Annotated in this window: 24 protein-coding genes; 10 read left to right on the forward strand and 14 right to left on the reverse strand. The window is 71.4% G+C overall.

From position 1 onward, the window contains the following. Positions 1-569 precede the first annotated feature (569 nt). Positions 570-1097, forward strand: coding sequence for a CGNR zinc finger domain-containing protein (locus HCK04_RS12440; protein ID WP_142647337.1), 528 nt, complete (start codon positions 570-572; stop codon positions 1095-1097). A 199-nt stretch (positions 1098-1296) separates the two neighbouring features. Further along, positions 1297-2736 (forward strand): RNB domain-containing ribonuclease, encoded by a 1440-nt coding sequence (locus HCK04_RS12445; protein ID WP_142647338.1) that lies wholly within the window; start codon positions 1297-1299, stop codon positions 2734-2736. Between the two features lie 23 nt (positions 2737-2759). Here HCK04_RS12445 and HCK04_RS12450 read toward each other — a convergent pair whose 3' ends face one another. The 7 genes from HCK04_RS12450 to HCK04_RS12480 form a co-directional block, all read right to left on the reverse strand. Further along, positions 2760-5477 (reverse strand): DEAD/DEAH box helicase, encoded by a 2718-nt coding sequence (locus tag HCK04_RS12450; RefSeq protein ID WP_142647339.1) that lies wholly within the window; start codon positions 5475-5477, stop codon positions 2760-2762. Between the two features lie 79 nt (positions 5478-5556). Further along, positions 5557-6441 carry a YegS/Rv2252/BmrU family lipid kinase gene (locus HCK04_RS12455; RefSeq protein ID WP_142647340.1) on the reverse strand — a complete coding sequence of 295 codons (885 nt, stop codon included), beginning with the start codon at positions 6439-6441 and terminating at the stop codon, positions 5557-5559. Positions 6442-6489: 48 nt separating this feature from the next. Beyond that, a complete protein-coding gene (gene tatC, locus HCK04_RS12460) occupies positions 6490-7356 on the reverse strand; it encodes a twin-arginine translocase subunit TatC (RefSeq protein WP_142647341.1) in 867 nt (288 codons plus the stop codon). Positions 7357-7390: 34 nt separating this feature from the next. Continuing rightward, on the reverse strand, positions 7391-7714 hold the full coding sequence (gene tatA, locus HCK04_RS12465; RefSeq protein WP_142647342.1) for a Sec-independent protein translocase subunit TatA: 324 nt from the start codon (positions 7712-7714) through the stop codon (positions 7391-7393). Between the two features lie 112 nt (positions 7715-7826). After that, a complete protein-coding gene (locus HCK04_RS12470) occupies positions 7827-7988 on the reverse strand; it encodes a hypothetical protein (RefSeq protein ID WP_168065872.1) in 162 nt (53 codons plus the stop codon). After that, positions 7985-8935 carry a WYL domain-containing protein gene (locus HCK04_RS12475; protein WP_260617222.1) on the reverse strand — a complete coding sequence of 317 codons (951 nt, stop codon included), beginning with the start codon at positions 8933-8935 and terminating at the stop codon, positions 7985-7987. Before HCK04_RS12475 ends, HCK04_RS12470 begins: the two co-directional genes overlap by 4 nt. Next, positions 8932-9873: a YafY family protein gene (locus HCK04_RS12480; protein ID WP_142647343.1), complete on the reverse strand. Its 942-nt coding sequence runs from the start codon at positions 9871-9873 to the stop codon at positions 8932-8934. Before HCK04_RS12480 ends, HCK04_RS12475 begins: the two co-directional genes overlap by 4 nt. 39 nt (positions 9874-9912) lie before the next feature. Between HCK04_RS12480 and HCK04_RS12485 the strand changes: the two genes are divergently transcribed. Beyond that, positions 9913-10980 carry a DUF3866 family protein gene (locus HCK04_RS12485; RefSeq protein ID WP_142647344.1) on the forward strand — a complete coding sequence of 356 codons (1068 nt, stop codon included), beginning with the start codon at positions 9913-9915 and terminating at the stop codon, positions 10978-10980. On the opposite strand, the gene HCK04_RS12490 is transcribed toward HCK04_RS12485, so the two are convergent. Then, on the reverse strand, positions 10926-11402 hold the full coding sequence (locus tag HCK04_RS12490) for a DUF3291 domain-containing protein (protein WP_142647345.1): 477 nt from the start codon (positions 11400-11402) through the stop codon (positions 10926-10928). The two genes, HCK04_RS12485 and HCK04_RS12490, sit on opposite strands and share 55 nt — an antisense overlap. Positions 11403-11416: 14 nt before the next feature. Next, positions 11417-12070 (reverse strand): transcriptional regulator, encoded by a 654-nt coding sequence (locus tag HCK04_RS12495; RefSeq protein WP_260617223.1) that lies wholly within the window; start codon positions 12068-12070, stop codon positions 11417-11419. Positions 12071-12223: 153 nt separating this feature from the next. On the opposite strand from HCK04_RS12495, the gene HCK04_RS12500 reads away from it, so the two are divergent. Next, positions 12224-13102 carry a chitosanase gene (locus HCK04_RS12500; protein ID WP_312845734.1) on the forward strand — a complete coding sequence of 293 codons (879 nt, stop codon included), beginning with the start codon at positions 12224-12226 and terminating at the stop codon, positions 13100-13102. A gap of 65 nt (positions 13103-13167) precedes the next feature. Here the strand turns inward: HCK04_RS12500 and HCK04_RS12505 are convergent, their stop codons facing one another. From HCK04_RS12505 to prcB, 5 genes are all read right to left on the reverse strand, one after another. After that, positions 13168-14130 carry an FKBP-type peptidyl-prolyl cis-trans isomerase gene (locus HCK04_RS12505; RefSeq protein WP_142647346.1) on the reverse strand — a complete coding sequence of 321 codons (963 nt, stop codon included), beginning with the start codon at positions 14128-14130 and terminating at the stop codon, positions 13168-13170. Positions 14131-14201: 71 nt separating this feature from the next. Further along, on the reverse strand, positions 14202-15560 hold the full coding sequence (pafA, locus tag HCK04_RS12510) for a Pup--protein ligase (protein WP_030507137.1): 1359 nt from the start codon (positions 15558-15560) through the stop codon (positions 14202-14204). A 69-nt stretch (positions 15561-15629) separates the two neighbouring features. Further along, positions 15630-16316, reverse strand: coding sequence for a hypothetical protein (locus HCK04_RS12515; protein WP_147942523.1), 687 nt, complete (start codon positions 16314-16316; stop codon positions 15630-15632). A 337-nt stretch (positions 16317-16653) separates the two neighbouring features. Further along, positions 16654-17487, reverse strand: a complete 834-nt coding sequence (prcA, locus tag HCK04_RS12520) for a proteasome subunit alpha (RefSeq protein WP_185948964.1) — start codon at positions 17485-17487, stop codon at positions 16654-16656. A gap of 21 nt (positions 17488-17508) precedes the next feature. Then, the gene (gene prcB, locus HCK04_RS12525) at positions 17509-18324 is read right to left on the reverse strand and encodes a proteasome subunit beta (RefSeq protein WP_142647491.1); all 816 of its coding nucleotides are present in this window, start codon (positions 18322-18324) and stop codon (positions 17509-17511) included. Positions 18325-18557: 233 nt separating this feature from the next. Between prcB and HCK04_RS12530 the strand changes: the two genes are divergently transcribed. From HCK04_RS12530 to HCK04_RS12555, 6 genes are all read left to right on the forward strand, one after another. Continuing rightward, positions 18558-19937 (forward strand): extracellular solute-binding protein, encoded by a 1380-nt coding sequence (locus HCK04_RS12530; protein ID WP_142647347.1) that lies wholly within the window; start codon positions 18558-18560, stop codon positions 19935-19937. A 78-nt stretch (positions 19938-20015) separates the two neighbouring features. Then, positions 20016-20927, forward strand: coding sequence for a sugar ABC transporter permease (locus HCK04_RS12535; protein ID WP_142647348.1), 912 nt, complete (start codon positions 20016-20018; stop codon positions 20925-20927). Then, a complete protein-coding gene (locus HCK04_RS12540; RefSeq protein WP_142647349.1) occupies positions 20924-21748 on the forward strand; it encodes a carbohydrate ABC transporter permease in 825 nt (274 codons plus the stop codon). The genes HCK04_RS12535 and HCK04_RS12540 overlap by 4 nt, the downstream gene beginning before the upstream one ends. Then, positions 21745-22803, forward strand: coding sequence for an ABC transporter ATP-binding protein (locus tag HCK04_RS12545; RefSeq protein WP_142647350.1), 1059 nt, complete (start codon positions 21745-21747; stop codon positions 22801-22803). The genes HCK04_RS12540 and HCK04_RS12545 overlap by 4 nt, the downstream gene beginning before the upstream one ends. Next, positions 22800-24071: a CehA/McbA family metallohydrolase gene (locus tag HCK04_RS12550; RefSeq protein WP_142647351.1), complete on the forward strand. Its 1272-nt coding sequence runs from the start codon at positions 22800-22802 to the stop codon at positions 24069-24071. The genes HCK04_RS12545 and HCK04_RS12550 overlap by 4 nt, the downstream gene beginning before the upstream one ends. A gap of 67 nt (positions 24072-24138) precedes the next feature. Then, positions 24139-25350, forward strand: coding sequence for a Gfo/Idh/MocA family oxidoreductase (locus HCK04_RS12555; RefSeq protein ID WP_260617224.1), 1212 nt, complete (start codon positions 24139-24141; stop codon positions 25348-25350). Positions 25351-25359: the final 9 nt, after the last annotated feature.

Here is a 25359-nt window from a genome sequence, read left to right on the forward strand (position 1 = left end):
GATTGTCCGGCGTGAATTTCTCCCCGGTCGAGGCACAACCGAGTATCAGGGTCCTGTTGCTTGCTCGCAGATTCGGCATGACCACCCTTGGTATGTCGTCCACCTGACCATCCTGGCGGCGGATCGGGGATCTCCATATCGGCCCGGCCCGGTCACGGAGGGACCCGGCGACCCCCATTCGTCGCAACAAATAGAAGAATGATGCAAAAGTCAGGATGCATTGTCAATGCGCGTGAAATAAGGGACAATTTGACAATCCATAATTCCTGCGAATAACGGAGGCCACTGCCTTCCCGCAGCGAGCGCAGGCCGGGAAGGACCTTTAAGGGCGTTTCACCCTGGCGGGGAACCCTTTTGCGCGTTCGCTGTGCCCGTGTTCACCAGGGCCGCCGCGTTGCCGGCCGCCCAGCCATACCGGCTGCCCGGAACCGGGTTCGACGACGACCTGCCACAGACTGCAGACGCAGCGTCTGTAGACGACCCATCCCTGGGACGTGCGATGGCGGGATGCCTCGGTCCAGTCATGCGCCTGCTGTCCGACCATGGGACAAGTATGTTGTAATGCCATTGTGCATTTGAACCCTTACGGCAGCCAGGCGGTCGCCCTCGCCGTGGACCTGGCCAACAGGAAGCCCGTCACCGTCGGGGAACTGGTACGCAGGTGCACCGAGGCCGGACTGATCATCGACCAGGCGGTCGAAGTGGAGGATCTCGGCCGGGTGATCGCGCTGCTGCGCGACTGGGAGCGGATCGTGGACGCCGCCGACGAGTGGGCACGCGCCGATCTGGTCAATCGCCGGCTGGCTGCGGCGGCCGCCTACCCCCGGCTCACCGATCACGCGGGCGACGGGTGGCACCTGCACTACCGCGCCGACGAGACGTCCTTCATCGAGATGCTCGACTCACTCATCTTCGTCGGAACGGCGCTGCATCTGGTCGGCCGCGGAATGCACCGGCTGGGCAGGTGCAGGCTGGCCGAGTGTAACCTCATCTACGCCGATACCTCCCGTAGCGGAAGGCAGCGTTACTGTTCACCACGCTGCGCGAACCGTGACGCGGTCCGCAGACACCGCACCATGCTTCGGTCCGGCGCGTGACCTGCTCCTCCGCTGTCCCGCGCCGTTCAGCCGGAACCCCTGCCGGATGCCGACCAGCCCAGGACGGTCCACGCGGCCTGGTGCCCGCCTGCGGCAGGGCAGGACCAGCTCCTGTACAGCCCGGCCCGCCGGTATCTGTGGCGCGACCTCCGCAGGTCGTTTACATCCTGGTATGTCCGCACTCGGGTAGGTTGATCGCGTGCCGTACACGACGATCCGCCTCCCGGACACCGCGGACGGGCTCCGCCGCGCAGTGGAAGCAGGGTTCACCCGCATCCGCGGCGAGTTCCACCTGCCGGACGGCTTCCCCGCCTCCGTACGGGAGGAGGCCGAGCGGGCCGCGGCGGCCGCCGCCGCACGGCGGGAGGACCACACCGGCCTGCCGCTGATCACCATCGACCCGCCCGGCTCGATGGACCTCGACCAGGCGCTGTGCATCGAGCGGCGCGGGACGGGCTACCGCGTGTGGTACGCGATCGCCGACGTCGCGGCGTTCGTCCGGCCCGGCGGGGCGATCGACGCCGAGGCGCGGGTCCGCGCCGAGACCGTCTACATGGCCGACGGACGCGTGCCGCTGCACCCGCCGGTCCTGTCGGAGGGCGCGGCCAGCCTGCTGCCCGGACAGACCCGCCCCGCGGCCCTGTGGCGGCTCGACCTCGGGCCCGACGGGGAGATCGAGGCGGTGGACCTGCGCCGCGCGCTGGTGCGCAGCCGGGAACGGCTCGACTACGAGACGGTCCAGGCCGCCGTGGACACCGGCCGGGCGGAGGGGACGCTCGCGCTGCTGGCCGAGGTGGGGCCGCTGCGGCTGGAACGGGAGCGGGCCAGGGGCGGGCTGTCCCTGCCGACCCCCGAGCAACAGGTGATCCCCGACAGCGACGGCGGCTATCGGGTGGAGTTTCGCACCAATCTCCCCTGCGAGGCGTGGAACGCCCAGATCTCGCTGCTCACCGGCATGGCGGCGGCCCGGATGATGCTGGACGCGGGCGTCGGCGTGCTGCGGGTGCTCCCCGAGGCGGGCCCGCAGGACGTCGGCAAGGTCCGCAGGGTCGCCGCCGCGCTCGGCGTGCCCTGGCCCGACGGCACGTCGTACGCCGAGGTCGTGCACGGGCTCGACCCGAAGATCCCCGGCCATGCCGCCTTCCTGCACGAGTCGACGGTGCTGCTGCGCGGCGCGGCCTACGTCGCGTTCGACGGCACGCCGCCCGGCCACGCGCTGCACGCCGCCATGGGCGCGCCGTACGCGCACGTCACCGCGCCGCTGCGGCGGCTCGTCGACCGGTTCGCCACCGAGGTCTGCCTGGCCGTGGCCGCGGGCCGCCCGGTTCCCGAGCAGGTCGCGGCAGCGCTGCCCGAGCTGCCGGAGCAGATGGCGATGGGCGGCAGGCGGGCCGGCGCGGTGGAGCGGGCCTGCGTGGACCTGGTCGAGGCGGCCGTGCTGCGCCCCAGGATCGGCGAGGTCTTCGAGGCGGTCGTCGTCGACGTCACCGACGGGAAGCCGGGCGGGCAGGTGCAGGTCACCGAGCCCGCCGTCATCGCCCGCTGCGACGGCGACCACCTGCCGCTCGGCGAGCGCGTCCCCGTACGGCTCACGCGCGCGGACCCCGCCACCCGCGAGGTCCGCTTCACAGCGGTGTGAACCGGGCCCGTTTTCGAACCGCGTCAGCTCACCGACGAGTAGGCGACGACACCCCGGCGCATGGCGTCGATGGCCTTGACGGCGTTCTCGGCGACCTTGCTCCCCTTCGGCGCGGCGTCCCTGAGCTGGCCGAGCAGGTCGAGCAACTGCTTGATCCAGCGGACGAAGTCGCCCGCCGCGAGCTCGCAGTCGGTCAGCACGGCGTCGAGGCTGTGGCCCTTGGCCCAGCGGAAGGCCGCCCAGGCGAAGCCCACGTCGGGCTCGCGGACGAACGACAGGCCGTGGTCCTCCTCGATGCCCTCCAGCTCGCCCCACAGCCGCACCATCTCGGTGAGCGCGTCGCGCGCGGCCCCGGCCGGGATCTTGGGGCTGCGGACGTCGTCGGCCTGCCGCGACTCGTACACCAGCGACGACACGCACGCGGCCAGCTCGGCGGGGTCGAGGCGGTTCCACACGCCCGCCCGCAGGCACTCGGCCGTGAGCAGGTCGAGCTCGGTGTAGAGCGAGGCGAGCCTGCGGCCCTGCTCGGTGACGGTCTCGCCCTCCAGGTAGCCGAGCTGGTCGAGCACGCCGCACACCCGGTCGAAGGTGCGGGCGATGACGTGCGAACGCCCCTCGACCCGGCGGCGCAGCCCCTCGGTCTCCCTGAGCAGCTTGTAGTAGCGCTCGGCCCAGCGGGCGTGGTCCTCACGCTCGTCGCAGCCGTGGCAGGGGTGCTGGCGCAGCTCCCGCCGCAGGCGCGTGACCTCCTCGTCCTCCTGGGCGTGGTCGCGCGCCCGCGGCGGCTTGCCGAGGTCGCGGTCGCCCAGCTTCGCGTGCACGGTCGAGACGAGGTTGGCCCGCTCCTTCGGCGAGCGGGGATTGAAGCCCTTCGGGATCCTGATCTTGTCGACCGGCTCGACCGGCACCGGGAAGTCCGCCGCCGACAGGCGCTTGACCTGCTTGCCGATCGTCAGCACGAGCGGCGAGGGGCCGTCGTGTCCCCGGCCGTTGACGCCGGGGTCGAGCACGACCGCGATGCCGGCGCGGCGCCCGCCCGGCACCCGGATGACGTCGCCGGGCCTGAGCACCTCCAGGGACTGCACGGCCTGGGCCCGGCGGGCCGCGCCCCGCTGGCGCGACAGCTCGGCCTCGCGGTCCGACAGCCGCCTGCGCATCGCGGCGTACTCCTCGAAGTCGCCCAGATGACACGTCATGGCCTCGGCGTAGCCCTCGAGGGCCTGCTCCGCCTTGCGGAGCTGGCGGGCCAGCCCGACCACGGCCCGGTCGGCCTGGAACTGGGCGAAGGAGTCCTCCAGCAGGGTCCGCGCCCGCTCCCGGCCGACCTGCCCGACGAGGTTGACCGCCATGTTGTACGACGGCTTGAAGCTGGAGCGCAGCGGATAGGTGCGGGTGCCGGCGAGACCGGCGACCGCGAGCGGGTCCATCCCCGGCTGCCAGACCACGACCGCGTGGCCCTCGATGTCGATGCCGCGCCGCCCGGCCCGGCCGGTGAGCTGGGTGTACTCCCCCGGGGTCAGGTCGGCGTGGGTCTCGCCGTTCCACTTGTCGAGCTTCTCGATCACCACGGACCTGGCCGGCATGTTGATGCCGAGCGCCAGCGTCTCGGTCGCGAAGACCGCCTTCACCAGTCCCTTGGTGAACAGCTCCTCCACGACCTCCTTGAACGCCGGGAGCATGCCCGCGTGGTGGGCGGCCAGCCCGCGCTCCAGGCAGTCGCGCCACTCCAGGTAGCCGAGCACCGCGAGGTCCTCGTCCGGCAGGTGCGCGGTGCGGTCGTCGACGATCTGGCGGATCTCGTGGCTCTCGGCCTCCGTGGTGAGGCGCAGCCCCGAGTAGAGGCACTGCATGACGGCGGCGTCGCAGCCGTTCCTGGAGAAGATGAAGGTGATCGCCGGCAGCAGGCCCTCGGCGTCGAGCTTCTCGATCACGTCCGACCGGCTCGGGGTCGTGCCCCGGCCGGGCCGCGAGTAGCCCCGCCTGCCCCTGGCCTGGGCCAGCCGCATCTCGTCGCGGGAGATCCGCATGAGCGACGGGTTGACCCGCAGCGTGCCGTCGCCTTCGTCGACGAACAGGTCGAACATCTTGTTGCCGACGAGCATGTGCTGCCACAGCGGGACGGGCCGGTGCTCGTCCACGATGACCGTGGTGTCGCCCCGCACCTCGCCCAGCCACTCGCCGAACTCCTCGGCGTTGCTCACCGTGGCCGACAGGGCCACCACCCGCACCGACTCCGGCAGGTGGATGATGACCTCTTCCCAGACCGCCCCGCGGAACCGGTCGGCCAGGTAGTGGACCTCGTCCATGACCACATAGCCGAGGCCGGTGAGGGTGTTCGACCCCGCGTACAGCATGTTGCGCAGAACCTCGGTGGTCATGACCACGATCGGGGCCTCGCCGTTGACGCTGTTGTCGCCGGTCAGCAGGCCGACCTTGCCCGCGCCGTACCGCCTGACCAGGTCGTTGTACTTCTGGTTGGACAACGCCTTGATCGGCGTCGTGTAGAAGCACTTGCGGCCCTGCTCCAGCGCCAGGTGGACGGCGAACTCCCCCACCACCGTCTTGCCCGACCCGGTCGGCGCCGCCACCAGCACGCCGTCCCCCGCCTCCAGCGCCTGGCAGGCGTCGATCTGGAACTCGTCGAGCTCGAAGTCGTAAAGTGCGCGGAACGAGGCGAGAGCGGGTCCGGATCCGGACTGCCTCTCACGGAAGGCGGCATAGCGTTCCGCTGGCGTACTCATACCGTCAACCCTACCGATAACGGGATTCCGGGCGTCCGTGATCAGTGTTCCTTCTCAGCGAACGCGTTCACGCCGAAGCTCACGGAACGAGCACGCGCAGCGCTCCCGGCTCGATCGTGCAGGTCAGCGGGACCGGCCCGGCCCGCTCGCCGTCGGCGTACGCCACGACGTCCCCGTGCGGGGCCTCGATCTCGACCCGCCGGGCGCGTCGCAGGGTCACGGCGGGGTGGGCCGTATGGCCGCCCCGATAGACGCGGGGAAAGGTGCGCAGGAACTCGCCCTTCGGCATCGCCCCGAGCACGAGCACGTCGAGCAGGCCGTCGTCGGGCCGGGCGTCCGGGCACACCCGCATCCCGGCGCCGTACGACCGGGTGTTGGCCACCGCCACGAGCATCGCCTCGCGCTCGACGACCTGCCCGTCGAGGGTGATCCGGAACGGGATCGGGGTGAACGAGCGCAGCTCGCGCGCGAGCGCGACCAGATATTTCGCCATGCCGGGCGGCCACGTCATGGCGTTGGCCCGCTCGTTGACACGGGAGTCGAACCCGCAGGCGAGGACCCCCGCGAACCACTCGCCGGTGCCCAGCCTGGCCGCGTCGATCGTCCGGAGGCCGCCCGCGGTCACGACGTCGGCGGCGGCGAGCGGGTCCTTGCGCGGGATGCCGAGGGCGCCGGCGATGTCGTTGCCGGTCCCGGCGGGCACGATTCCGAGCGGCACTGCCGTCCCGGCGACGGCCTGCACGGCGAGGTGGACCAGTCCGTCGCCGCCGAAGGCGACGAGCGCGGCCGGTGCGGCGGCGACGGCCTCGCGGGCCCGCTCCAGGGCATCCGCCGCCGAGGTCCCGACGATAACCGAGACCGGGCGGCCACCCGCCCGCAACCGCTGTAAAACGGGGTCGAGCAGGCGCAGGGTACGGCCGCCGCGGGCGGCGGGGTTCACCAGGACGGTGATCTCATCGGCCACATGGGGAACCTACCGCCGCCCACCGGACGGCACCAGAGGGATATTCGGTCAGTCCCTCAGATCGACCGAGTCCGCCGTGCCCTCGGAGGCGGACGGCCCGTCGAGCTCCTCCTCGATGGCCCGTGCGTGCGCCGCGTCGGCGGCGTCGCGCTTCTTGTCGTGGAAGTACATGAACGCCTCCGCGATGAAGAACAGCGCGACCATGGGGAGCGCCAGGGCCAGCATGGTGACGGGATCCTGGCTCGGCGTCGCGACGGCCGCGAAGACGAACATCAGGAAGACGACCATGCGGGTGTGCTTGGACACCGTCTTGAACCGGAGCACCCCGATGACGTTGAGGAACACGAGCAGCAACGGCAACAGGAAGGAGGCGCCGAAGATGATCAGCATCGCGAGCGCGAAGCTGAGGTACTCGTTGATGCTCACCAGCGTCAGCGTGCCCTCGGGGGCGAAGCTCAGCAGCAGCGACAGGCCCTTGTCCATCGTGACGTAGGCCAGGGCCGAGCCGGCGGTGAACAGCGGGACGGACAGCCCGAGGAACGCCATGGTGTAGCGGCGCTCGTTCTGGTAGAGGCCGGGGGTCACGAACGCCCAGATCTGGTAGATCCAGAACACCGCCGAGACCACCACACCGAAGATGATGGCGACCTTGAGGTTGACGAAGAACGAGTCGAAGACCCCGTTGACCACCAGCGTGCACTTGTCGCCGTTGAGCTGGTGGGCCTGCGGCAGCCGGCAGTAGGGCTGCTTGAGGAAGTTCCAGATGGGCTCGAAGTAGATGAACCCGACGGCGGTCCCGACGGCCACCGCCAGAATGGCCTTGATCAGCCGGTTGCGCAGCTCGCGGATGTGCTCCATGAGCGTCATCCGCCCGTCGTCCGCCGTGGCGGGAGTCGAGCGTTTCAACAGGGCCATCTAGCTCGTCCTGAGATCGGTGGGGATGCGGCGCCTAGTTGGAGCGCTGCTCGTTCTGCGAGCTCACGGGCTGCTGACTCTCACGCAGCCTCCGGTTCTCCTCCTCCAGGAGGCGCAGCCGCTCCTCGATGGACGGGGTGCCGGGCGGGATCTGCGCCGCCTGCGGAGCGACCGGCTCGGCCTGCGCCTGCACCGTCTGCCGCGCCTCGTCCTCGTCGCTCATCTTGCTGGTTTCCTTCTTGAACATGCGCAGCGACTGCCCCAGGGCCTTCGCGGTGTCCGGGAGCTTCTTGGCGCCGAAGAGAAGGATCAGAACCAGGAGGATCAGGATCCATTCCATGGGTCCGAGGTTGGGCATGTCGTGTCCTTACCGCGAGGGCCGTGTACTACCTCCCGATCGTACGCGCCCCGCACGCCAAAGTTCACCTGTCCACGAGCCTCAAAATCACATCAATCGCGGGCAAAGCCCACTATTCGGGCATTCCAAGTCGGCCCCTGGCCCGGCGGACCTCGGTCTGCAGGTCCCGCGCCGCGGCGAGCACCCGGACGGCCGGCCACGCGAGGACGGCGAGCCCCGCCACGGTCACCGCCGCCAGGGCGAAGAGCACGGCCATGTCACCCGCCCCGGTCACACGGTCTCGTAGTTGGCCAGCGCCTGCTTGGCGGTGGCCGTGACCCGCTCGGCGAGGGACGCCGGCGACAGCACCCGGCCGCTGTCGCCCAGCCGGAGCGCGAGCCGTACGAGCCAGGACTGGTCGCGGGCCCGCAGGGAGACGCGCAGGCGGCCCTCCCCGAGCTCGGCGACCTCCTCGCAGGGGTAGTACTCCGCCACCCAGCGGCCCGCCGGGGTCAGCTCCAGCTCCACCAGCTCGTCGCCGTCCGACGGCCGGAACACGCCCTGGGTGACGTCCATCGGCTCGGCCTCGGCCGGCGGATCGGCCGGCACGTCGAGGACCTCGACCTCGACGATCCGGTCGAGGCGGAACATGCGCATCGCCTCGGCGCGGTAGCACCAGCCCTCCAGGTAGTGCCGCCCGTCCACGAGCACGACCCGCAGCGGGTCGACCTCCCTGGGGGTGATCTCGTCGCGCCCCGGCACGTAGTAGCGCAGCGACAGCCTGCGGCCCCGGCGCGCGGCGTCGGTGATGACGGCGTGGGCGTCCGGCGCCGCGCCGATCTCCACCTGGACCTGGCTGCTCACCGTGGCCGCGCCCTCGCCCGCCGCCTGCTCCAGCTTGGCGATGACCCGGCCGAGCACGTCGCGACCCTGGAACTCGGGCAGCTCGTCGAGCATGCGCAGCGCGACGAGCAGCGCGCTCGCCTCGTCGAGGCCGAGCTTGAGCGGCCGGGCGATCGCCTCGGCGTTGTCGATGAGGATCTCGCCGCCGTCCCACGAGACGTCGATCAGGTCGCCGGGCGTGTGGCCGGGCAGGCCGCACATCCAGACGAGCTGGAGGTCGTCGATGAGCTGCTTTTCCGACAGGCCGAACAGCCGCGCCACCTCGGGCACCTGCGCGCCCGGGTGCGACATGAGGTACGGCACGAGCGCGAGCAGCCGCGGCAGCCGGTCAGAGCTCACTGCAACGCCCCCTTCAGACGGCGGATCACGGCGTCGCGCGCGTCCGGCGGGTCGAGCACGACGGCGTCCGGGCCGAGGCTGGCCAGCCACCCGGCGAGCCGTTCCGCGTCGGCGAAGGTCACCTCGGCCTCGTCCCACTCGTCCGGCCCGGGACGCACCGCCTGGGCGGCGTGCCGCAGGCCGAGGCAGGTGCCCTTGCGCACGCGCACCAGGGCGACCCGCTCGTTCGGCAGCTCCTGGAAGCCCACCATGGCCCGCAGGTCCAGCCCCTCGGGCACGGTGAACGCCCCCGGCCGCCCGAGCGTGGACACGGCCCCGGCGATCCGGCTGAGCCGGAAGACCCGGGCGGCGCCGCGGTCGCGGTCGTGCCCGACCAGATACCACCGGCCGCGCCTGCTGACGACCCCCCACGGCTCGACCGTGCGCCGCAGCACCGACTCGCTGCCGGCCGACCGGTAGTCGAAGGCGACCGCGCGCCGGTCGCGTACGGCCTCCCACAGCGCGGGGAACGCGGGGTCGCGGGTGTCCACCCGCAGCTCCAGCGGGCTCTCCGCGAGGTCGGCGTGCACGCCGCCCGCGGTCAGCTTCAGCAGCGCCCCGCTGGCCGCCTCGGCGAGGCTGGCCCGCTGCCACACCTGCGCGGCCAGGCCGATGACGGCGGCCTCGTCGGGCTCCAGCGTGATCTCGGGCAGCTCGTACGCCTCGCGCACGATCCGGTAGCCGGGGTCGTCCTCCCAGGGGTCCTTGTGGACCTCGATGGGGATGCCGATCTCGCGCAGCTCGTTCTTGTCGCGCTCGAACATGCGCTGGAAGGCCTCGTCGTTGTCCGGGTCGTAACCGGGGACGGCCTGCCGGATCTGCTCCGCGCTCAGCGGCCGCCGCGTCGCGAGCAGGCAGATAACCAGATTGAGCAGCCGCTCGGTCTTCCGCCGCGACATCGGGCCTCCCTTCCGATGGAGAACGCTACCCTTTTCGGCGTGATCAGATGGCGCAAGGGCGAAGTGGTGCGGGTCCGGCGCGAGTGGCCGGGGGCGGTGGAGCTCGACGTCGCCGTCGCCGAGGGCGAGTGCCGGGCGCTCGCCTATCCCCCGCTGGTGGGACGCCCTGAGGTGGGCGACACCGTGCTGCTCAACACGACCGCCCTCGCCATGGGTCTCGGTACGGGAGGGTACGCCATGGTGGTGGCCGTCCCGGACCGTTTGCCGCAAGATCCTTCGGGCCCGGGCCACCTGGTGAAGGCACGCTACACGCCGTTGCAGGCCACGGTGCTCGGCGCGGACGAGCAGGGGTCCCCGCACCACGAGGCGCTGCGGGAGGCCGACTCGGTCGACGGCATGCCCGTGGTCGTCGCCGACCTGCACTCCGCCCTGCCCGCGATCCTGTGCGGCCTCTACGCGGACGCCCCCGGGATCAGGGTGGCGTACGTGATGCAGGACGGCGGGGCGCTGCCTGCCTGGTTCTCGATGTCGTGCGCGACGCTGCGCGAGCGTGACTGGCTGTGCGGGGTCGTGACGACCGGCCAGTCCTTCGGCGGCGACGTGGAGGCGGTCACCCTGCACACCGGCCTGCTGGCCGCCCGCCACGTGCTCGGGGCCGACGTCGCCGTAGTCGCCCAGGGGCCGGGCAACCTCGGCACCGGCACCCGCTGGGGATTTTCCGGCGTCGCCGCGGGCGAGGCGGTCAACGCCGCCGCCGTGCTGGCCGGGCGGCCCGTGGCCGCGCTGCGGGTCAGCGAGGGAGACCGCCGCGAGCGGCACGTCGGGGTGTCGCACCACTCCCTCACGGCGTACGGCCGGGTCGCGCTGGCCCCGGCCCAGGTGGTCGTGCCGGATCTGCCCGGCGAGTTCGGGGCGGCGGTGCGCGAGCAGGCCGCGGCCCTGGCCACCCGCCACGAGATCGTGACCGTGCCGGTGGACGGCCTGCGCGAGGCGCTCAAGGCGTCCCCGGTGCGGCTGTCCACCATGGGCCGCGGCCTGGAGGAGGACCTGGCCTACTTCGTGACCTCCGCCGCCGCCGGGAGGCACGCGGCGTCGCTGCTGTCGTAGAAGTCCTTGAACGTGAACGCCTCCGGGCCCGGCCCCTGGGCCCGGAGCAGCTCCAGGCGCGCGACGGCCTCGTCGAGCGGCGGCCGGTGGCCCTCGGGCACCCACCACATCACCGTGTATGGCTCGGCCATCCGGAGGAACCACTGCCGGCGGCGCCGCATCACCTCCAGGTGGGCACTGCGATAGACGAAGTTCCACAACGTCTCGCGGGACTCCCAGACCGAGACGTTCACGACCAGCATCGGCCCGTAGTCGTGCTGGATCAGGTCGGTGGGCTCGTCGCCCTCCTTCATGCGCCAGACGAAGCCGGGCGCGTCGTCCGACACCTCGTAGATCGGCGCCAGGGCGGCGAGGAAGCTCGCCAGTGCGGGTGAGTCGAGGGGTTCCCTGAGATGGGCGACGTTGAGCTGGGCGAGATGCATGCCGCGATTCTATGTCAATCTACGTTGTTTTTAGAAGGCCCGAAGACCACGCAGCACTCCTCCGGTCTCGGGTCGAGCGCCGCGACGACCCCGGTCTCGCCCAGACCGGCCAGCATCCCCTCGCAGAGCGCGAGGTTCATCGAGCACACGAGCAGCGGATGAGTGTCGGCCAGCACATGGAAGGGGCAGTTGCGCAGCCGCACCCGCCCGTCCTCCTCGTACGGCTCGTAGCCGCGCGCACGCAGCATCTCGACGAGGTCGCCGCCCGCCTCACCGGCGGCCAGCCGCTCCCCGGTCCGGCGGGCGGCCTCCTCGGCCTTCTCCTCGCCGCCCAGCAGGTCGACGGTCTCCGCCAGCACGAGCGCGAGCGTGCGATAGTCGCGGGGCGGCAGGCTCACGGTCCGCTCCTCGCGCACCCGCCGGTAGACCTTCGCGGGGCGTCCGCCGCCGGGGCCGGCCTTGCCGCTGAGCCGCCGGAAGCCCGCCTCGAGCAACCCCGCGTCGACCAGTTTGTCCAGATGGTGGGCCGCCAGCGTGCGCTGGACTCCGGTCGCCTCGGCCGCCTCGTTTCGGCCCACGTCACGCCCCTGCTCGGCCACGAACCGATACAGCGCCCGCCGTACGGGATCGCCGAGCACGCTCATCGACTCCAGGTCGTCGCTCGTCACAGGCGGAGTCTACGGCGGGCCGTTGACGCGGCCGTACGGCGCTGCTTTCATTAGGAAACCTTCCTAACTAGACCCCCTCACGGAGGGCTCACCCCCGCCCGCGCCCCTTCCCGCCACGTCGCACGGCCGCGGGCGGAGAACGGAGCGACGCACGTGAAAGACCCGCTGATCAGGCGCACTCCCCGGCTCACTCCCCGGCGCGCGGCTGTGCTGCTCGCGGCCGCAGCGGCCGTGCTCCCCGCGAACGCGGCGGCGGCCGCGACCGGCGGCGGTCCGGCCGCCGCCCGGGAGAACGTGAAGGTGGCGGTCAAGGCGGCGCCGGTCGACCTCACCGACCCGAAGAAGAAGGAGATCGCGATGGAGCTCGTCTCCAGCGCGGAGAACTCCACCCTCGACTGGAAGGCCCAGTACAAGTACATCGAGGACATCGACGACGGGCGTGGCTACACCGCCGGCATCATCGGCTTCTGCTCGGGCACCGGCGACATGCTCGACCTGGTCGAGCTCTACACCGCGCGCAAGCCCGGTAACGTGCTGGCGAAGTATCTGCCCGCACTGCGGAAGGTGAACGGCACCGACTCGCACCGGGGGCTGGACCCGGACTTCCCCAGGGACTGGCGCGCCGCCGCCGCCGACCCCGCGTTCCAGCAGGCGCAGAACGACGAGCGCGACCGGGTCTACTTCAACCCCGCCGTAACCCAGGCCAAGGCCGACGGCCTGCGCGCGCTCGGGCAGTTCGCCTACTACGACGCCATGGTGATGCACGGCCCCGGCTCCGATCCGGTCAGCTTCGGCGGCATCCGCAAGACGGCCATGAAGAAGGCCAGGACCCCGGCGCAGGGCGGCGACGAGGTCGCCTACCTCAACGCGTTCCTCGACGCCCGCAAGGCCGCGATGAAGACCGAGGAGGCGCACAGCGACACCAGCCGGGTCGACACCGCCCAGCGGGTGTTCCTCAAGAACGGCAACCTCGACCTCGACCCGCCGCTGCGCTGGAAGGTCTACGGCGACGGCTACCAGATCCTGAGCTGACCCCCGTACGCCGAGGGCCCCTCCCACCGCCCGGGTGGAAGGGGCCCCTGCCGTACGGGTGACCGTCAGGCCGCGCCGAGAACGTCCACGACGAAGACGAGCGTGTCGGTGCCCTTGATGCCGCCCTGCGCGTTGCCCTCCTTGCCGTAGCCGAGGTCCGGCGGGATCGTCAGCAGGACGCGGCTGCCGACCGGGACGCCGGTCAGGCCCTGCGCCCAGCCCTTGACGACCTGGTTGAGGGCGAACGTCGCGGGCTGGCCCCGCTCCCAGCTGGAGTCGAACTGCTTGTCGGTGCCCCAGATCTTGCCGACGTAGTGGGCGAGGACCGTCTGATCGGCCTTCACCTCCGGGCCGCCGCCCTTGATGACGGTCTTGACGACCAGCTTCTTGGGCGCCTTCTCGGTGGTCTTGGTGGTCAGCGTCGGCGCCTTGTCGCCACCGGGGTTCTCCAGCTTCACCCCGTCGACGCCGGGGTCGACGGCGGCGCCCTGGACCGACTTCAGCGCGGCCGACACCACGTCGATGACGAGCACCTGCGACGTCGTGTCGAAGTCCTGGCCCTGCTGCTTGGCCTGCTCGACCTGCTCCGGGCTCAGGTTGTCCTTGGCGACGACGGCCATGACCCGGCCGCCCGGCTTGGCGCCGACCAGCGCCTCGTGCAGCGCCTTGGGCAGCTGCGGGCTGACCGACACGAACTCCGCCCTGCCCTGGTCGTAGTCGGACCCGGCCGCCTTGTTCTCCTTGCCGTCCCAGTTGTAGACGGTGACGTTGGCGGTGAGGACGTCGCCGTCCTTGGCCGGGGTGCCCTGGCCCTCGATGACCTTGACGGAGGCGGAGGTGAGCGAGGGCTTGCCCGCCGGGAAGGTCAGGGTGGGCTTCTTGCCGGCCTCTCCCGTCACCTTGATGGCCGAGGCGGCGGCCTGGCCACTGGAGGTGGGGCTCGCACTGGACGCGCTCTTCTGCGCGGTGCCGCAGGCGGCGGCGAGCAAAAGGGGCAGGGCGGCGACGAGTGCCGTACGACGGCGCATATGGGATTCCTCAAACAGACAGCGGGTCCGGGCCAGGCTACCCGAACCCGCCGTCAGAGCGGTGTAAGAGATCACATGCCGGCGATGAGCTTCTCGACTCGCTCGTCCACGCTGCGGAACGGATCCTTGCACAGCACCGTCCGCTGGGCCTGGTCGTTGAGCTTCAGGTGGACCCAGTCGACGGTGAAGTCGCGCCGCTTCTCCTGGGCCTTGCGGATGAACTCTCCGCGCAGCTTGGCCCGTGTGGTCTGCGGCGGAACCGACTTGGCCTCGAAGATGCGGACGTCGTCGGCCACCCTCTCGACCGCCCCGCGCTTCTGCAGGAGATAGAACAGCCCGCGCTTGCGGTGGACGTCGTGATAGGCGAGATCCAGTTGCGCGACACGCGGCGACGACAGCGGAAGGTCGTACTTCTGTCTGTAACGTTCAATCATCTGATATTTGGTGACCCAGTCGATCTCGCGCGAGACGAGGTCGAGGTCGCCCGTGTCGACCGCCCGGAGCGTGCGCTCCCACAGCTCCAGCACCCGCTTGGCGATGGCGTCCCCACCACGCCTGTCGACGAAGTCCTGCGCCTTGGTCAGGTATTCCTGCTGGATCTCCAGCGACGACGCCTCACGGCCGTTGGCCAGGCGCACCCTGCGCCTGCCCGTCATGTCGTGGGACACCTCCCGGATCGCCCTGATCGGGTTCTCCAGGGACAGGTCGCGCATCACCACACCGGCCTCGATCATGCGCAGCACCAGGTCGGTGGCGCCGACCTTGAGCAGCATCGTGGTCTCGCTCATGTTCGAGTCGCCCACGATGACGTGCAGCCGGCGGAACCGCTCGGCGTCCGCGTGCGGCTCGTCACGGGTGTTGATGATCGGCCGGGACCGGGTGGTCGCCGAGGAGACGCCCTCCCAGATGTGCTCGGCCCGCTGGGACACGCAGTAGACGGCTCCGCGCGGCGTCTGCAGCACCTTGCCCGCACCGCAGATGATCTGCCGCGTCACCAGATAAGGGATCAGGACGTCGGCCAGCCGCCCGAACTCCCCGTGCCGGCCCACGAGGTAGTTCTCGTGGCAGCCGTATGAGTTGCCGGCCGAGTCGGTGTTGTTCTTGAACAGGTAGATGTCGCCCGCGATGCCTTCCTCGCGGAGCCGCTTCTCGGCGTCCACGAGGAGGCCCTCCAGGATCCGCTCCCCCGCCTTGTCGTGCGTGACCAGCTCCACGACGTTGTCGCATTCAGGGGTGGCGTACTCGGGATGGCTGCCCACGTCCAGGTAGAGACGTGCGCCGTTGCGCAGGAATACGTTGCTCGATCGGCCCCAGGACACCACTCGCCGGAACAGGTACCGCGCCACCTCGTCCGGCGACAGCCTCCGCTGCCCGCGGAACGTGCAGGTGACGCCGTACTCGTTCTCCAGCCCGAATATGCGTCGATCCATCACCTCACACTATTCCCATAAACCGGCGGCCGAACAGTGATCAGGCGGGGGAATGCCGAGAAGAAGGACTCAGGCGGCGTAGATCTCCGTCACCTTGACGATCTGCCCGCCCTTGACGGTGATGAGCGCCCGCAGGTCGCCCTTGTCGGCCCGCAGCACCAGCTTGTCCCGGGAGCAGCGCTCGGTGCCCAGGTAGTCGCCGTCGATGGTCTGGTCCTTGCCGTCGCAGCCGACAGCGCTGAGGAAGACGACGCCGGCGGCGATCGGCGCGGCGAAGGCCGTCACGTCGCCCTCCGGCGGTCCCTCGAAGTGGCCGGTCGTGCTGCCGCCGTACTCCTTCACGAACTTGATGGGGCGATACTCCGCCACGTTCTCGTCGTGCATGGCCACGAGCTGACCGCGTACGACACCGTCGCTGCTGGGGCTGAGCCCCTTGGTGAAGTCGTGATCGGGATCCGACTGGATGGTCCCGCCGAAGGGGGCCGGCGTCTTGTCCGTGATCGGCGGCCCGGCCTTGACCGGCTTGCGCGTCGGCGCGGTCGTCGCCGGGTCGGTGGGCGTGTCGTCCGCCGGGGCCTCGGAGGCGGCCGGGTCGGCGGACGGTTCCGCGGGCGACGCCGGGGCCGTCACCGTCACGGTGGCGGTCACGGTGGGCGAGGCCGAGGTGCCGGAGGCCGAGGAGCACGCGGTCAGCGACAGGAGGGTAACGGCGACGGCCGGAACGGCTCCTCGCCGAAAGAGATCAAAAGTCGTCATAACGGCACGAGACTAGCGAAGTCAAGGTTCGGCCGAGCCGAAACGCCCGACCCGGCGCACCCGGGACACCCGCCCTCGGGTGCCCGGCCCAGAGCGACCGAGCCTCCTCGGCGAGCCGGAGGCCGGGACCGGCGTGCCCAGGCCGAACTGTCCGGCCCGAGCACCCGAACCGGCACGCCTGAGCTGAAGTGCCCGGCCCCCACCGCCCGACCCGAAGTGGCTGAACCGGGGTGCCCGAACTGGAGTGCCCGAACTGGAGTGCCCGAGTGGTCCCATGACACGGCGGCGCCGCGCCCCCAGGGCGCGGCGCCGCGGCCGTACGGACGGAAGGTGGGGACTACTCGCCGGAGCCCGTGTCGATGTCGCCCTCGGGGGCGATCGGCGGGGCGGTGTCGGGAGCCTGCTCGCCCTGTGCCTGCTCGCCGCCGCCCTGCTCCGCCTGGTCCTCGGCGGCGGGCTGCGCGCTCTCCTGGCTCTCCTTGGCGGCCTCCAGGAGCTTCTCCAGGCGGGGCCCGGTCAGGCGCAGGAACTTGCGGTGCTCCCTGCTCCGGTCGAGGACGGCGACCTCGATCTGGGTCGCAGGGGGACGTTCGCCGCCCGGCTCGGTCAGGGCGGCCAGCGCGGCGTCGAGGGCCTGCGGCAGCGGCAGCCCCTCGCTGTAGCGCTCCTTCAGGCGGCCTCCGACGGAGTCGGCCTGGCCGCCGATCACGGCCATGCCCTGCTCGTCGAAGACGGAGCCGTCGAAGGTGATCCGGTAGATCTGGTCGTCTTCGGGCGCCTCGCCGACCTCCGCGACGACGATCTCCACCTCGAACGACTTGATCGACTCGGTGAAGATCATGCCGAGCTGCTGGGCGTACAGGTTCGCGAGGCCGCGGCCGGTGACGTCGGTGCGGTTGAACGTGTAGCCGTTGATGTCCGCGTAGCGGATGCCCGCCAGGCGGAGCGACTCGAACTCGTTGTAGCGCCCCACCGCGGCGAAGCCGATGCGGTCGTAGATCTCACTGATCTTGTGCAGGGCCTTGGACGGGTTGGGCGCCACGAACAGGATGCCGTCGGCGTACTGCATCACGACCACGCTGCGACCGCGAGCGATGCCCTTGCGGGCATACTCCGCCCTGTCCCGCATGATCTGCTCGGGCGAGGCATATCCTCCGAAGGGGATGGACACCGGGGGTGATCCTCTCTTGGGTTAGCGCAGCGGCGCGATCGGGCCTTCGGGGGCGGTCATCCGCCTCTCCAGCATGGACTCCACGAACTCGGCGACCTCGTCGTCCGGGAGACGGCGGAAGCCGTCCGCGGTGATGACGGCCACGACCGGCCAGATCTTCCGCATCACGTCGGGGCCGCCGGTCGCCGAGTCGTCGTCGGCGGCGTCATACAGGGCGTGCAGGCAGGCCAGGACCGTGTCCTGCGGGCTGGCGTTCTCCCGGTAGAGCTTCTTGAGCGACCCCCGGGCGAAGATCGAACCCGAGCCGATCGAGTGGAACTCCTTCTGCTCGTACGGCCCGCCGCCCACGTCGTAGCTGAAGATCCGCCCGGCGTCGCGGGCGGGGTCGTACGCCGCGAAGAGCGGCACGACCACGAGGCCCTGCATGGCCATGGGCAGGTTCCCGCGGATCATGGTGGCCAGGCGGTGCGCCTTGCCCTCGGTCGACAACGAGCGGCCTTCGGTCTTCTCGTAGTGCTCCAGCTCGACGCGGTAGAGCCTGGCCAGCTCCAGGCCGGTGCTGGCGGTGCCCGCGATGCCCATGCAGGAGTAGTCGTCTGTGCGGAACACCTTCTCGATGTCCCGCTGCGAGATGATGTTCCCGGAGGTCGCACGCCTGTCGCCCGCCATCACCACGCCGCCGGCGCAGGTCGCCGCGACGATGGTGGTCGCGTGCGGGATCTCGTCGCCCACCGGCGCCGCCAGCGACTCGTTGCGGGCGGGCAGCAGGTTCGGCGCGTGCACGCCTAGGAACTCCGAGAACGACGACGATCCCGTATATGTGAAGAGGCTGTTCATCCAGGCTGGCTGAGATGCCACGCGACTCCCTCCAAGCGTGCGTTGTTACGCCCGACCATACTCAGGTCTCAGCATTGGTTGCACTCTTCCCGATCAGCTCAGCGCGAACCAGACATCCCACAAGAGGCCGGGCGCGCGTCCCTTACTCGTTCACCAAACCGTTTCTTTACGTGTTGGTAATCGCGTGCGAGGGTCGATTTGTCCGTACATCAGGACTTACGGGGAGGTCGATCATGAGACCTGCACTCGCGGTGGCGGCGGTGGCCCTGCTGACCCTGGGCGCCTGCGGCACCGGCTCCGGCGATGACGGCGGCTCCGCGGGCGAGGGCGTCACCCTGACCATCACCTCCAACTCGATCTCCGGCGGCAAGAACGCCGAGACCGCCGACTGGACGGCCGAGTGGGTCATCCCCCGGTTCGAGGCCGCGCAGAAGGCCAAGGGCCGCGACGTCCGTGTGGTGTTCCAGCCGAGCGGCGTGGACGACGAGCAGTACAAGACCAAGATCGCCCTCGACCTCAAGTCGCGGGCGGGCGCCGACGTCATCGACCTCGACGGCATCTGGGTGGGCGAGTTCGCCCAGGCCGGGTACATCAAGCCGCTCGCCGAGGTCGCCGGTCCCGAGGCGGACTCCTGGGAGGGCTGGAGCCGCATCCCGCAGGCCGTGCAGGGCCTCGGCACGTTCGAGGGCAAGAGGTACGGCCTGCCGCAGGGCACCGACGGGCGGGTGCTGTTCTACAACAAGGCCCTGTTCCGGAAGGCCGGCCTGCCCGACCCCTGGCGGCCGCGGAGCTGGCAGGAGATCCTCGACGCCGGCGCGGCGCTCAAGAAGGCAGGCGTCCCCGTCCCGATCCAGATCAACGCGGGCACCGCCATGGGCGAGGCGACGACCATGCAGGGCGCGCTGCCGCTGCTGGCGGGCGCGGGGGCGGAGATCTACGCCGACGGCAAGTGGACCGGCGCCTCCCGGGCGCTCAAGGACGTGCTCGGCTTCTACCGGCAGGTCTACTCCGGCGGCCTCGGCGACCCCAGGCTGCAGCAGGAGGCGCGCGGGCGGGACAAGTCGTTCGCCCAGTTCGCCGAGGGCAGGATCGCGATCCTGGCGGAGGGCGACTACTTCTGGCGGTCGGTCATCGAGCCCAAGGCCGGGGTCGCCCCGATGAAGGACCGCGACTCGGTCGTCGGCTACGCCCTGATCCCCGCCCAGCGTCCCGGCGCCGGCATCCGGGGCCAGGACTTCGTCAGCATGTCGGGCGGCGCCGTACGGGTGCTCAACCCCAACGCGAAGAACCCGAAGCTGGCCTGGGAACTGCTGTCGTTCATGCACTCGGCCGAGGCCACCACGTCGCAGCTCGCCGGGGCCGCCCGGATCACGTCGCGCACGGACGTGAACGACGCGGTGCTGGGGGCCGACCCGATGCTGAAGTTCGTCTCCGACGAGGTGCTGCCCCTCACGGCGTACCGGCCGCCGCTGGCCGTCTACCCGCAGGTGTCGGTCGCCCTGCAGGAGGCCACGGCCGCGGTCGTGTCGGGCACGAGCGTGGACGAGGCGGCCGCCGCCTACCAACGCAAGGTCGAGTCCCTCGTCGGCGGCCCCGCCAATGTCGCGAGCTGAGCCCGGCACGCCGGGCCGCCGGCCCGGACCGGGGAGACGCGCGGGAACGAGGCGGCCAAGCGGCGGCGAGGGGGTGACATGGCGCGCCTCCGGCACGACCGGGCGGAAGTGAGCGCCCCGATGGTGAGCGGGAAGCACAGCCTGGGGTTCGTGGTGCCGGCGCTGGTGCTGATCGGGGTGTTCCTGGTCTTCCCCGCGCTGTGGACCGTCTATCTGGGCCTCACCGACTATCGGCTCACGGGCCTGGCGGCGGCCGATCCGCAGGTGGTGGGGGCGGCCAACTACGCCGAGGCGCTGGGCGACGAGCGGTTCCGCACGTCGCTGTGGCTCACCGTGCAGTTCGTGCTCGGCTCGGCCGTGCTCGGGCAGGCGGTGCTCGGGTTCGCGATCGCGTGGGTGCTGCGCGACCGGCGCGGGCCGCTGAAGAGCGTCACCGAGGGGCTGGTGCTGCTGGCGTGGATCCTGCCGTCGTCGGTCGTCGCGTTCCTGTGGATCGCGCTGCTCGACCGCGACGGCGGCACGCTGAACGCGATCCTGCGCACGCCCGGCTTCGCCTGGCTGCTCGACCACCCCATGATGTCGATCATCGTGTTCAACGTCTGGCGCGGCACGGCGTTCTCGATGATGCTGTACGGCGCCGCCCTGGAGAACGTGCCGCCGTCGCACCTGGAGACCGCCAGGCTCGCGGGGGCCTCGACGCTCCAGCAGCTCAGGGACGTGGTCTTCCCGCACATCAAGGGCCATGTGCTGACGAACCTGCTGCTGATCACACTGTGGACGTTCAACGACTTCACGGCCTTCCAGCTCACCGCCGGAGGCCCCGAGGGGCGGTCGGAGATCCTGCCCGTCTACATCTACAACGTCGCGATGAGCGGCGGCAGGCTCGGCTTCGGCGCGGCGGTGTCCTTCCTGGTCCTCGTGGTCAACCTGGTGCTGGCGTTCGCCTACCTGCGCCTGCTGCGGTCCCGGGGGGAGGTGCGGCCGTCGTGACGCCGGTGCGCCACGCGCTGGGGACCATCGGGCGGGCCGTGTTCCTCGCCCTGGTGCTGGGCTTCTTCGCGCTGCCGCTGCTGTGGCTCGCATCGGCGCCGTTCGACGCACACCCGACGATCACGACATCGGTGCCGGAGTTCACGCTGGCGAACTTCCGGGCACTGCTGGACAACCCGTACGCGCTGGGCTCGCTGCGCAACTCGCTGATCCAGGCGTGCGGCAGCGCGGCCCTGGTCGTGACGCTGGCCGCGCTGGCGGCGTACGCGCTGTCGCGGGCGCGGGTGCCCGGCCGCGACGCGCTGCTCTACGTGCTGCTGCTCCTGTCGTCGGTGGTGACCGGGACGGCGGCGATGGTGCCGCTGTTCGAGCTGGCGACCCGGCTGAACCTGATCGACACCCACCTCGGCGTCGTGCTCACGCTGTCGGGCGGCCTGCTGCCCGCCGCGATCTTCATCCTGAAGGACTTCATGGACGCCACGCCCACGTCGTACGAGGAGTCGGCGCGGGTGTTCGGCGCGTCGGCGGGGCAGGTGCTGCGGCACGTCGTGATCCCGCTGGTGCGGCCCGGCCTCGCGACGATCGCGGTCTGGACGGTCGCCAACGTCTGGGGCAGCTTCCTGCAGCCGTTCATCCTGCTGCGCGACCCGGACAAGGCCCCCGGCGCGGTCATCCTCTACACGCTCTACACCGAGGGCGGAGCGCCGCGCCTCGACGTGATCTCGGCGTTCTCGCTGCTCTACTCGCTGCCGGTGGTGGTGATGTACGTGTTCGTCAGCCGGAGATACGGCTTCCGCTTCCACGGAGGGATCAAGCGTTGATCGCGTTGCGCGGCCTGACCAAGGAGTTTCCCGGCGGGGTGCGGGCGATCGACGCGCTCGACCTGGAGATCGGCGACGGCGAGTTCTTCGCGCTGCTCGGCCCGTCGGGCTGCGGCAAGACGACGCTGCTGCGGACGATCGCCGGCCTCGAGACCCCCACCTCGGGGCGGATCGAGATCGGCGGCGTCGACGTGACGGGGTCGCCGCCCGGACGGCGGGACGTCGCGATGGTCTTCCAGGACTACGCGCTGTTCCCGCACATGGACGTGACCGCCAACATCGCCTATCCGCTGCGGATCAAGAAGGTCCCGCGGGCCGAGCGCGTGGCGAAGGCCGCCGAGACGGCGTCCCGGCTCAGCCTGTCGGAACTGCTGGACCGCAGGCCCGCCCAGTTGTCCGGCGGCCAGCAGCAGCGGGTGGCGCTCGCCCGCGCGGTCGCCTGCCGTCCGAAGGCGTTCCTGTTCGACGAGCCGCTGTCGAACCTGGACGCGCGGCTGCGCCTGGAGGCCCGCACGTTCCTCAAGCGCCTGCAACGCGAGCTGGGGGTGACCACGGTCTTCGTCACGCACGACCAGAGCGAGGCGCTCGCGCTGGCCGACCGCATCGCCGTCATGTCGGCCGGGCGGATCAGCCAGCTCGGCACGCCGTCCGAGGTGTTCCGGCGGCCGGCCACCACGTTCGTGGCCTCCTTCATCGGGTCCACGCCGATGAACCTGCTGCCCGGCGTCGCGGAGGACGGCGTGCTGCGGGTGGGCGAGGCCGAGCTCCCCCTGCCGGACGGTGTCCCCGACGGCGAGATCCTGTACGGCCTGCGGCCCGAATACGCCGAACTGACCACCCGGGAGCCCGGGGAGAAGGGGGCGTTCCGGGGGAAGGTGGCGGTGGTGGAGAACCTCGGCACGGCCCATCTCGTCACGCTGGAGTGCACCGGCCATCTGCTGCAGGTGGTGGTCCCCGAGGGCGCCGAACCCCCGCCGGGGGCGGCCGCCTGGGCGGTGCCCCGCCCCGGCCGGGCGCTGCTCTACCGCGACGACGCCCTGGTGGGTGACGCGTGACGACCAGGGCCGCGATCAACGGGACGTGGACGCTGGACGACCGGCTGGCCGGGCCGGTGGCGGAGGTGCCGGTCGAGGTGCGGCCCGGCACGGCCGCCCTCACGGTGCGCCTGTCCTACGACCGGTCGGCCGGCGTGCTCGACCTCGGCTGCGCCGGGCCCGCCGGGTTTCGCGGCTGGTCGGGCGGCGCGCGTTCCGAATACACCATCACCCCCTCCTGGGCCACCCCCGGCTATCTGCCCGGCGAGATCGAGCCGGGGGTGTGGCGGGTGCTCGTCGGGCTGCACCGGGTGCCCCTCGGCGGCCTGCCGTACGAGATCCGGGTGATCAGGCACGTGCGGCCACCCGCGCGGCCGCGCCGGCGCCGCGCCCGCTTCTCCCGCGTGCCGGGGCCCGTCCCGCCCGAGCCCGCCGCCGTACGGCGCCGCCTGCCGTCGCCGCCCGGATACCGCTGGCTCGCCGGGGACCTGCACGCGCACACAGACCACTCGGACGGCGCGCTGAGCGTCTTCGAGCTGGCCTGCGTGGCGTCCGCGGCCGGGCTGGACTTCCTCGCGGTGACCGACCACAACACCGTCAGTCACCACATGGAGCTGGCCGCGGCCGCGGCGCCGGCCGGTGTCGTGCTCGTGCCGGGGCAGGAGGTGACCACCGATCTCGGGCACGCGAACGCGCTCGGGGACGTCGGCTGGATCGACTTCCGGCAGCCACCTGACGAGTGGGCGAAGGCCGTGCGCGACCGGGGCGGGGTGCTGTCGGTCAACCACCCGGTGGCGGCCGACTGCGCCTGGCGGCACCCGATGACCGACCGGCCACGGGTCGTCGAGCTGTGGCACTGGAGCTGGTGGGACCGCACCTGGGGCGCGCCGCTGGCCTGGGCGCAGGCGTGGGCGGGCGATCCGGGCGGAGACCCGGCCGGCGACCTCGTGGTGGTCGGCGGCGGCGACTACCACCGGCCCGAGGAGGGTCACCCTCCCGGCGCGCCGACCACCTGGGTGCTCGCCGAGGGCGACGGGCGCGGCCCGGAGGCGGCCGGAGCGATCGTGCGGGCCGTGGCGGAGGGCCGGACGGCGGTGTCGGTCTCCCCCGGCGCGCCGCTGCTGCTGCGGCTGGAGGACGAGTTCCTCGCCGTGGACGCCGACGGCCTGGTGCTGTGGGGGCCGCGGACCCGGCGGATGGTGCGGGGGGACCTCGTCCTCCTGCCCGCCGGCCCCGGGGTGCACCGGCTGGAGACGCCCGCCAACGAGGTGGTCGCCGTCTGCACATGACGGGGGTTGCGCCCCGCCGCCGATGGGGAGGTGCAGGTCAGGTCGCCGAGCGGAGGAGGGTGAGGACGTGGAGACGGTGAAGGTGGGAATCGCCGGTCTGGGCGTCGCCGCGCAGGTCGTCTACCTGCCCCTGCTGGCACGGCGGCGCGACCTGTTCCGGGTCGCGGCCGTGTGCGACCTCGACCGCGGGCACGCGGAGACGATCGGCAGGGAGGCGGGCGTCCCGGCGTACGACGACCCGCTGGCGATGCTCGACAGGGGCGGGTTCGACGCGCTGATCGTGCTCACCCCCGGCTCCCACGGGCTGCTGGTGCGGGCCGCCCTCGAACGCGGCCTGTGGGTGCTGTGCGAGAAGCCCCTCGCCTACAGCCGGGCCGAGCTGAGCGGCTTTTCCGGCGAACGGCTGATGGCCGGTTACATGAAGCAGTACGACCCCGCCTCCCAGCGGCTGCTCGAAGCGCTGCACGAGGCCGGCGGGCCGCAGGTCGTCCGCCACCTGGACGCCACCGTGCTGCACCCGTCGGAGGAGTCGCAGCTGCTGTTCGCCCGGGTGCGGCCCGGCCATCCCGCGCCCGAACGGCTGGCCCCCTACGCGGAGGCCGACGAGCGGGCGCTGACCGCCGCGCTCGGCACCTCGTCGGAGCGGCTGCGGCGGCTGTACGCCGAGGTGCTGCTCAGCAGCGTGTGCCATGAACTGTCGCTCATGCGGCTGTTCACCGGCTCACCCGACACGGTGGACCACGTGGCCGTGTGGCCGGTGGAGGCGTTCCCGCCGTCCCTGGAGGTGAGCGGCACGCTCGGCGGCGAATGCTCCGGCAGGTACGGCATCCGGTGGCACTACCTGCCGAGCTACCCCGCCTACCACGAGACCATGGCGCTGCACCACGAGCACGGGTCGATGGAGCTGCGCTTCCCTTCTCCGTACCTGCTGAACACGCCCACCCGGCTGACCATCACCTGCCGGGTCGGCACCACCGAGCGGACGGTCGTCAACGAGGACGTCGCCGAGGCCTTCGAACGCCAGCTGCGCGCCTTCTACCGCTTCGTCACCCTGGAGGAACCGCCGCTCACCGGACTCGACGGCGCTTTGGAAGATATCGTCACGGCGCAGCGGATCGTGCACCGGTACGCGCGGTGGGCGGGCATCCCCATCGGCGGGGAGTGCGCCCAGGAGGTCACCGGCGCCCCGCGGGAGGCGACCGCCGGGGCCGTCAGCAGCGACGCCGAGGAGGGCGGGAGTGGAGCCAGCGGTCACGCCAAGGCGAGCCTCAGCAGATAGCGACAGGAT

It is taken from the genome of Microbispora sp. CL1-1 (assembly GCF_012034195.1).
In the GTDB taxonomy this organism is placed as follows: domain Bacteria; phylum Actinomycetota; class Actinomycetes; order Streptosporangiales; family Streptosporangiaceae; genus Microbispora.

Excerpts from the sequence above, each read along its gene's own strand:
- HCK04_RS12450 (WP_142647339.1), bottom strand. The coding sequence starts at position 5,477 with ATGAGTACGCCAGCGGAACGCTATGCCGCCTTCCGTGAGAGGCAGTCC.
- tatC (WP_142647341.1), bottom strand. The coding sequence starts at position 7,356 with ATGGCCCTGTTGAAACGCTCGACTCCCGCCACGGCGGACGACGGGCGG.
- tatA (WP_142647342.1), bottom strand. The coding sequence starts at position 7,714 with ATGCCCAACCTCGGACCCATGGAATGGATCCTGATCCTCCTGGTTCTG.
- HCK04_RS12480 (WP_142647343.1), bottom strand. The coding sequence starts at position 9,873 with ATGTCGCGGCGGAAGACCGAGCGGCTGCTCAATCTGGTTATCTGCCTG.
- HCK04_RS12490 (WP_142647345.1), bottom strand. The coding sequence starts at position 11,402 with ATGCATCTCGCCCAGCTCAACGTCGCCCATCTCAGGGAACCCCTCGAC.
- HCK04_RS12505 (WP_142647346.1), bottom strand. The coding sequence starts at position 14,130 with ATGCGCCGTCGTACGGCACTCGTCGCCGCCCTGCCCCTTTTGCTCGCC.
- pafA (WP_030507137.1), bottom strand. The coding sequence starts at position 15,560 with ATGGATCGACGCATATTCGGGCTGGAGAACGAGTACGGCGTCACCTGC.
- HCK04_RS12515 (WP_147942523.1), bottom strand. The coding sequence starts at position 16,316 with ATGACGACTTTTGATCTCTTTCGGCGAGGAGCCGTTCCGGCCGTCGCC.
- prcB (WP_142647491.1), bottom strand. The coding sequence starts at position 18,324 with ATGAACAGCCTCTTCACATATACGGGATCGTCGTCGTTCTCGGAGTTC.
- HCK04_RS12530 (WP_142647347.1), top strand. The coding sequence starts at position 18,558 with ATGAGACCTGCACTCGCGGTGGCGGCGGTGGCCCTGCTGACCCTGGGC.
- HCK04_RS12535 (WP_142647348.1), top strand. The coding sequence starts at position 20,016 with ATGGCGCGCCTCCGGCACGACCGGGCGGAAGTGAGCGCCCCGATGGTG.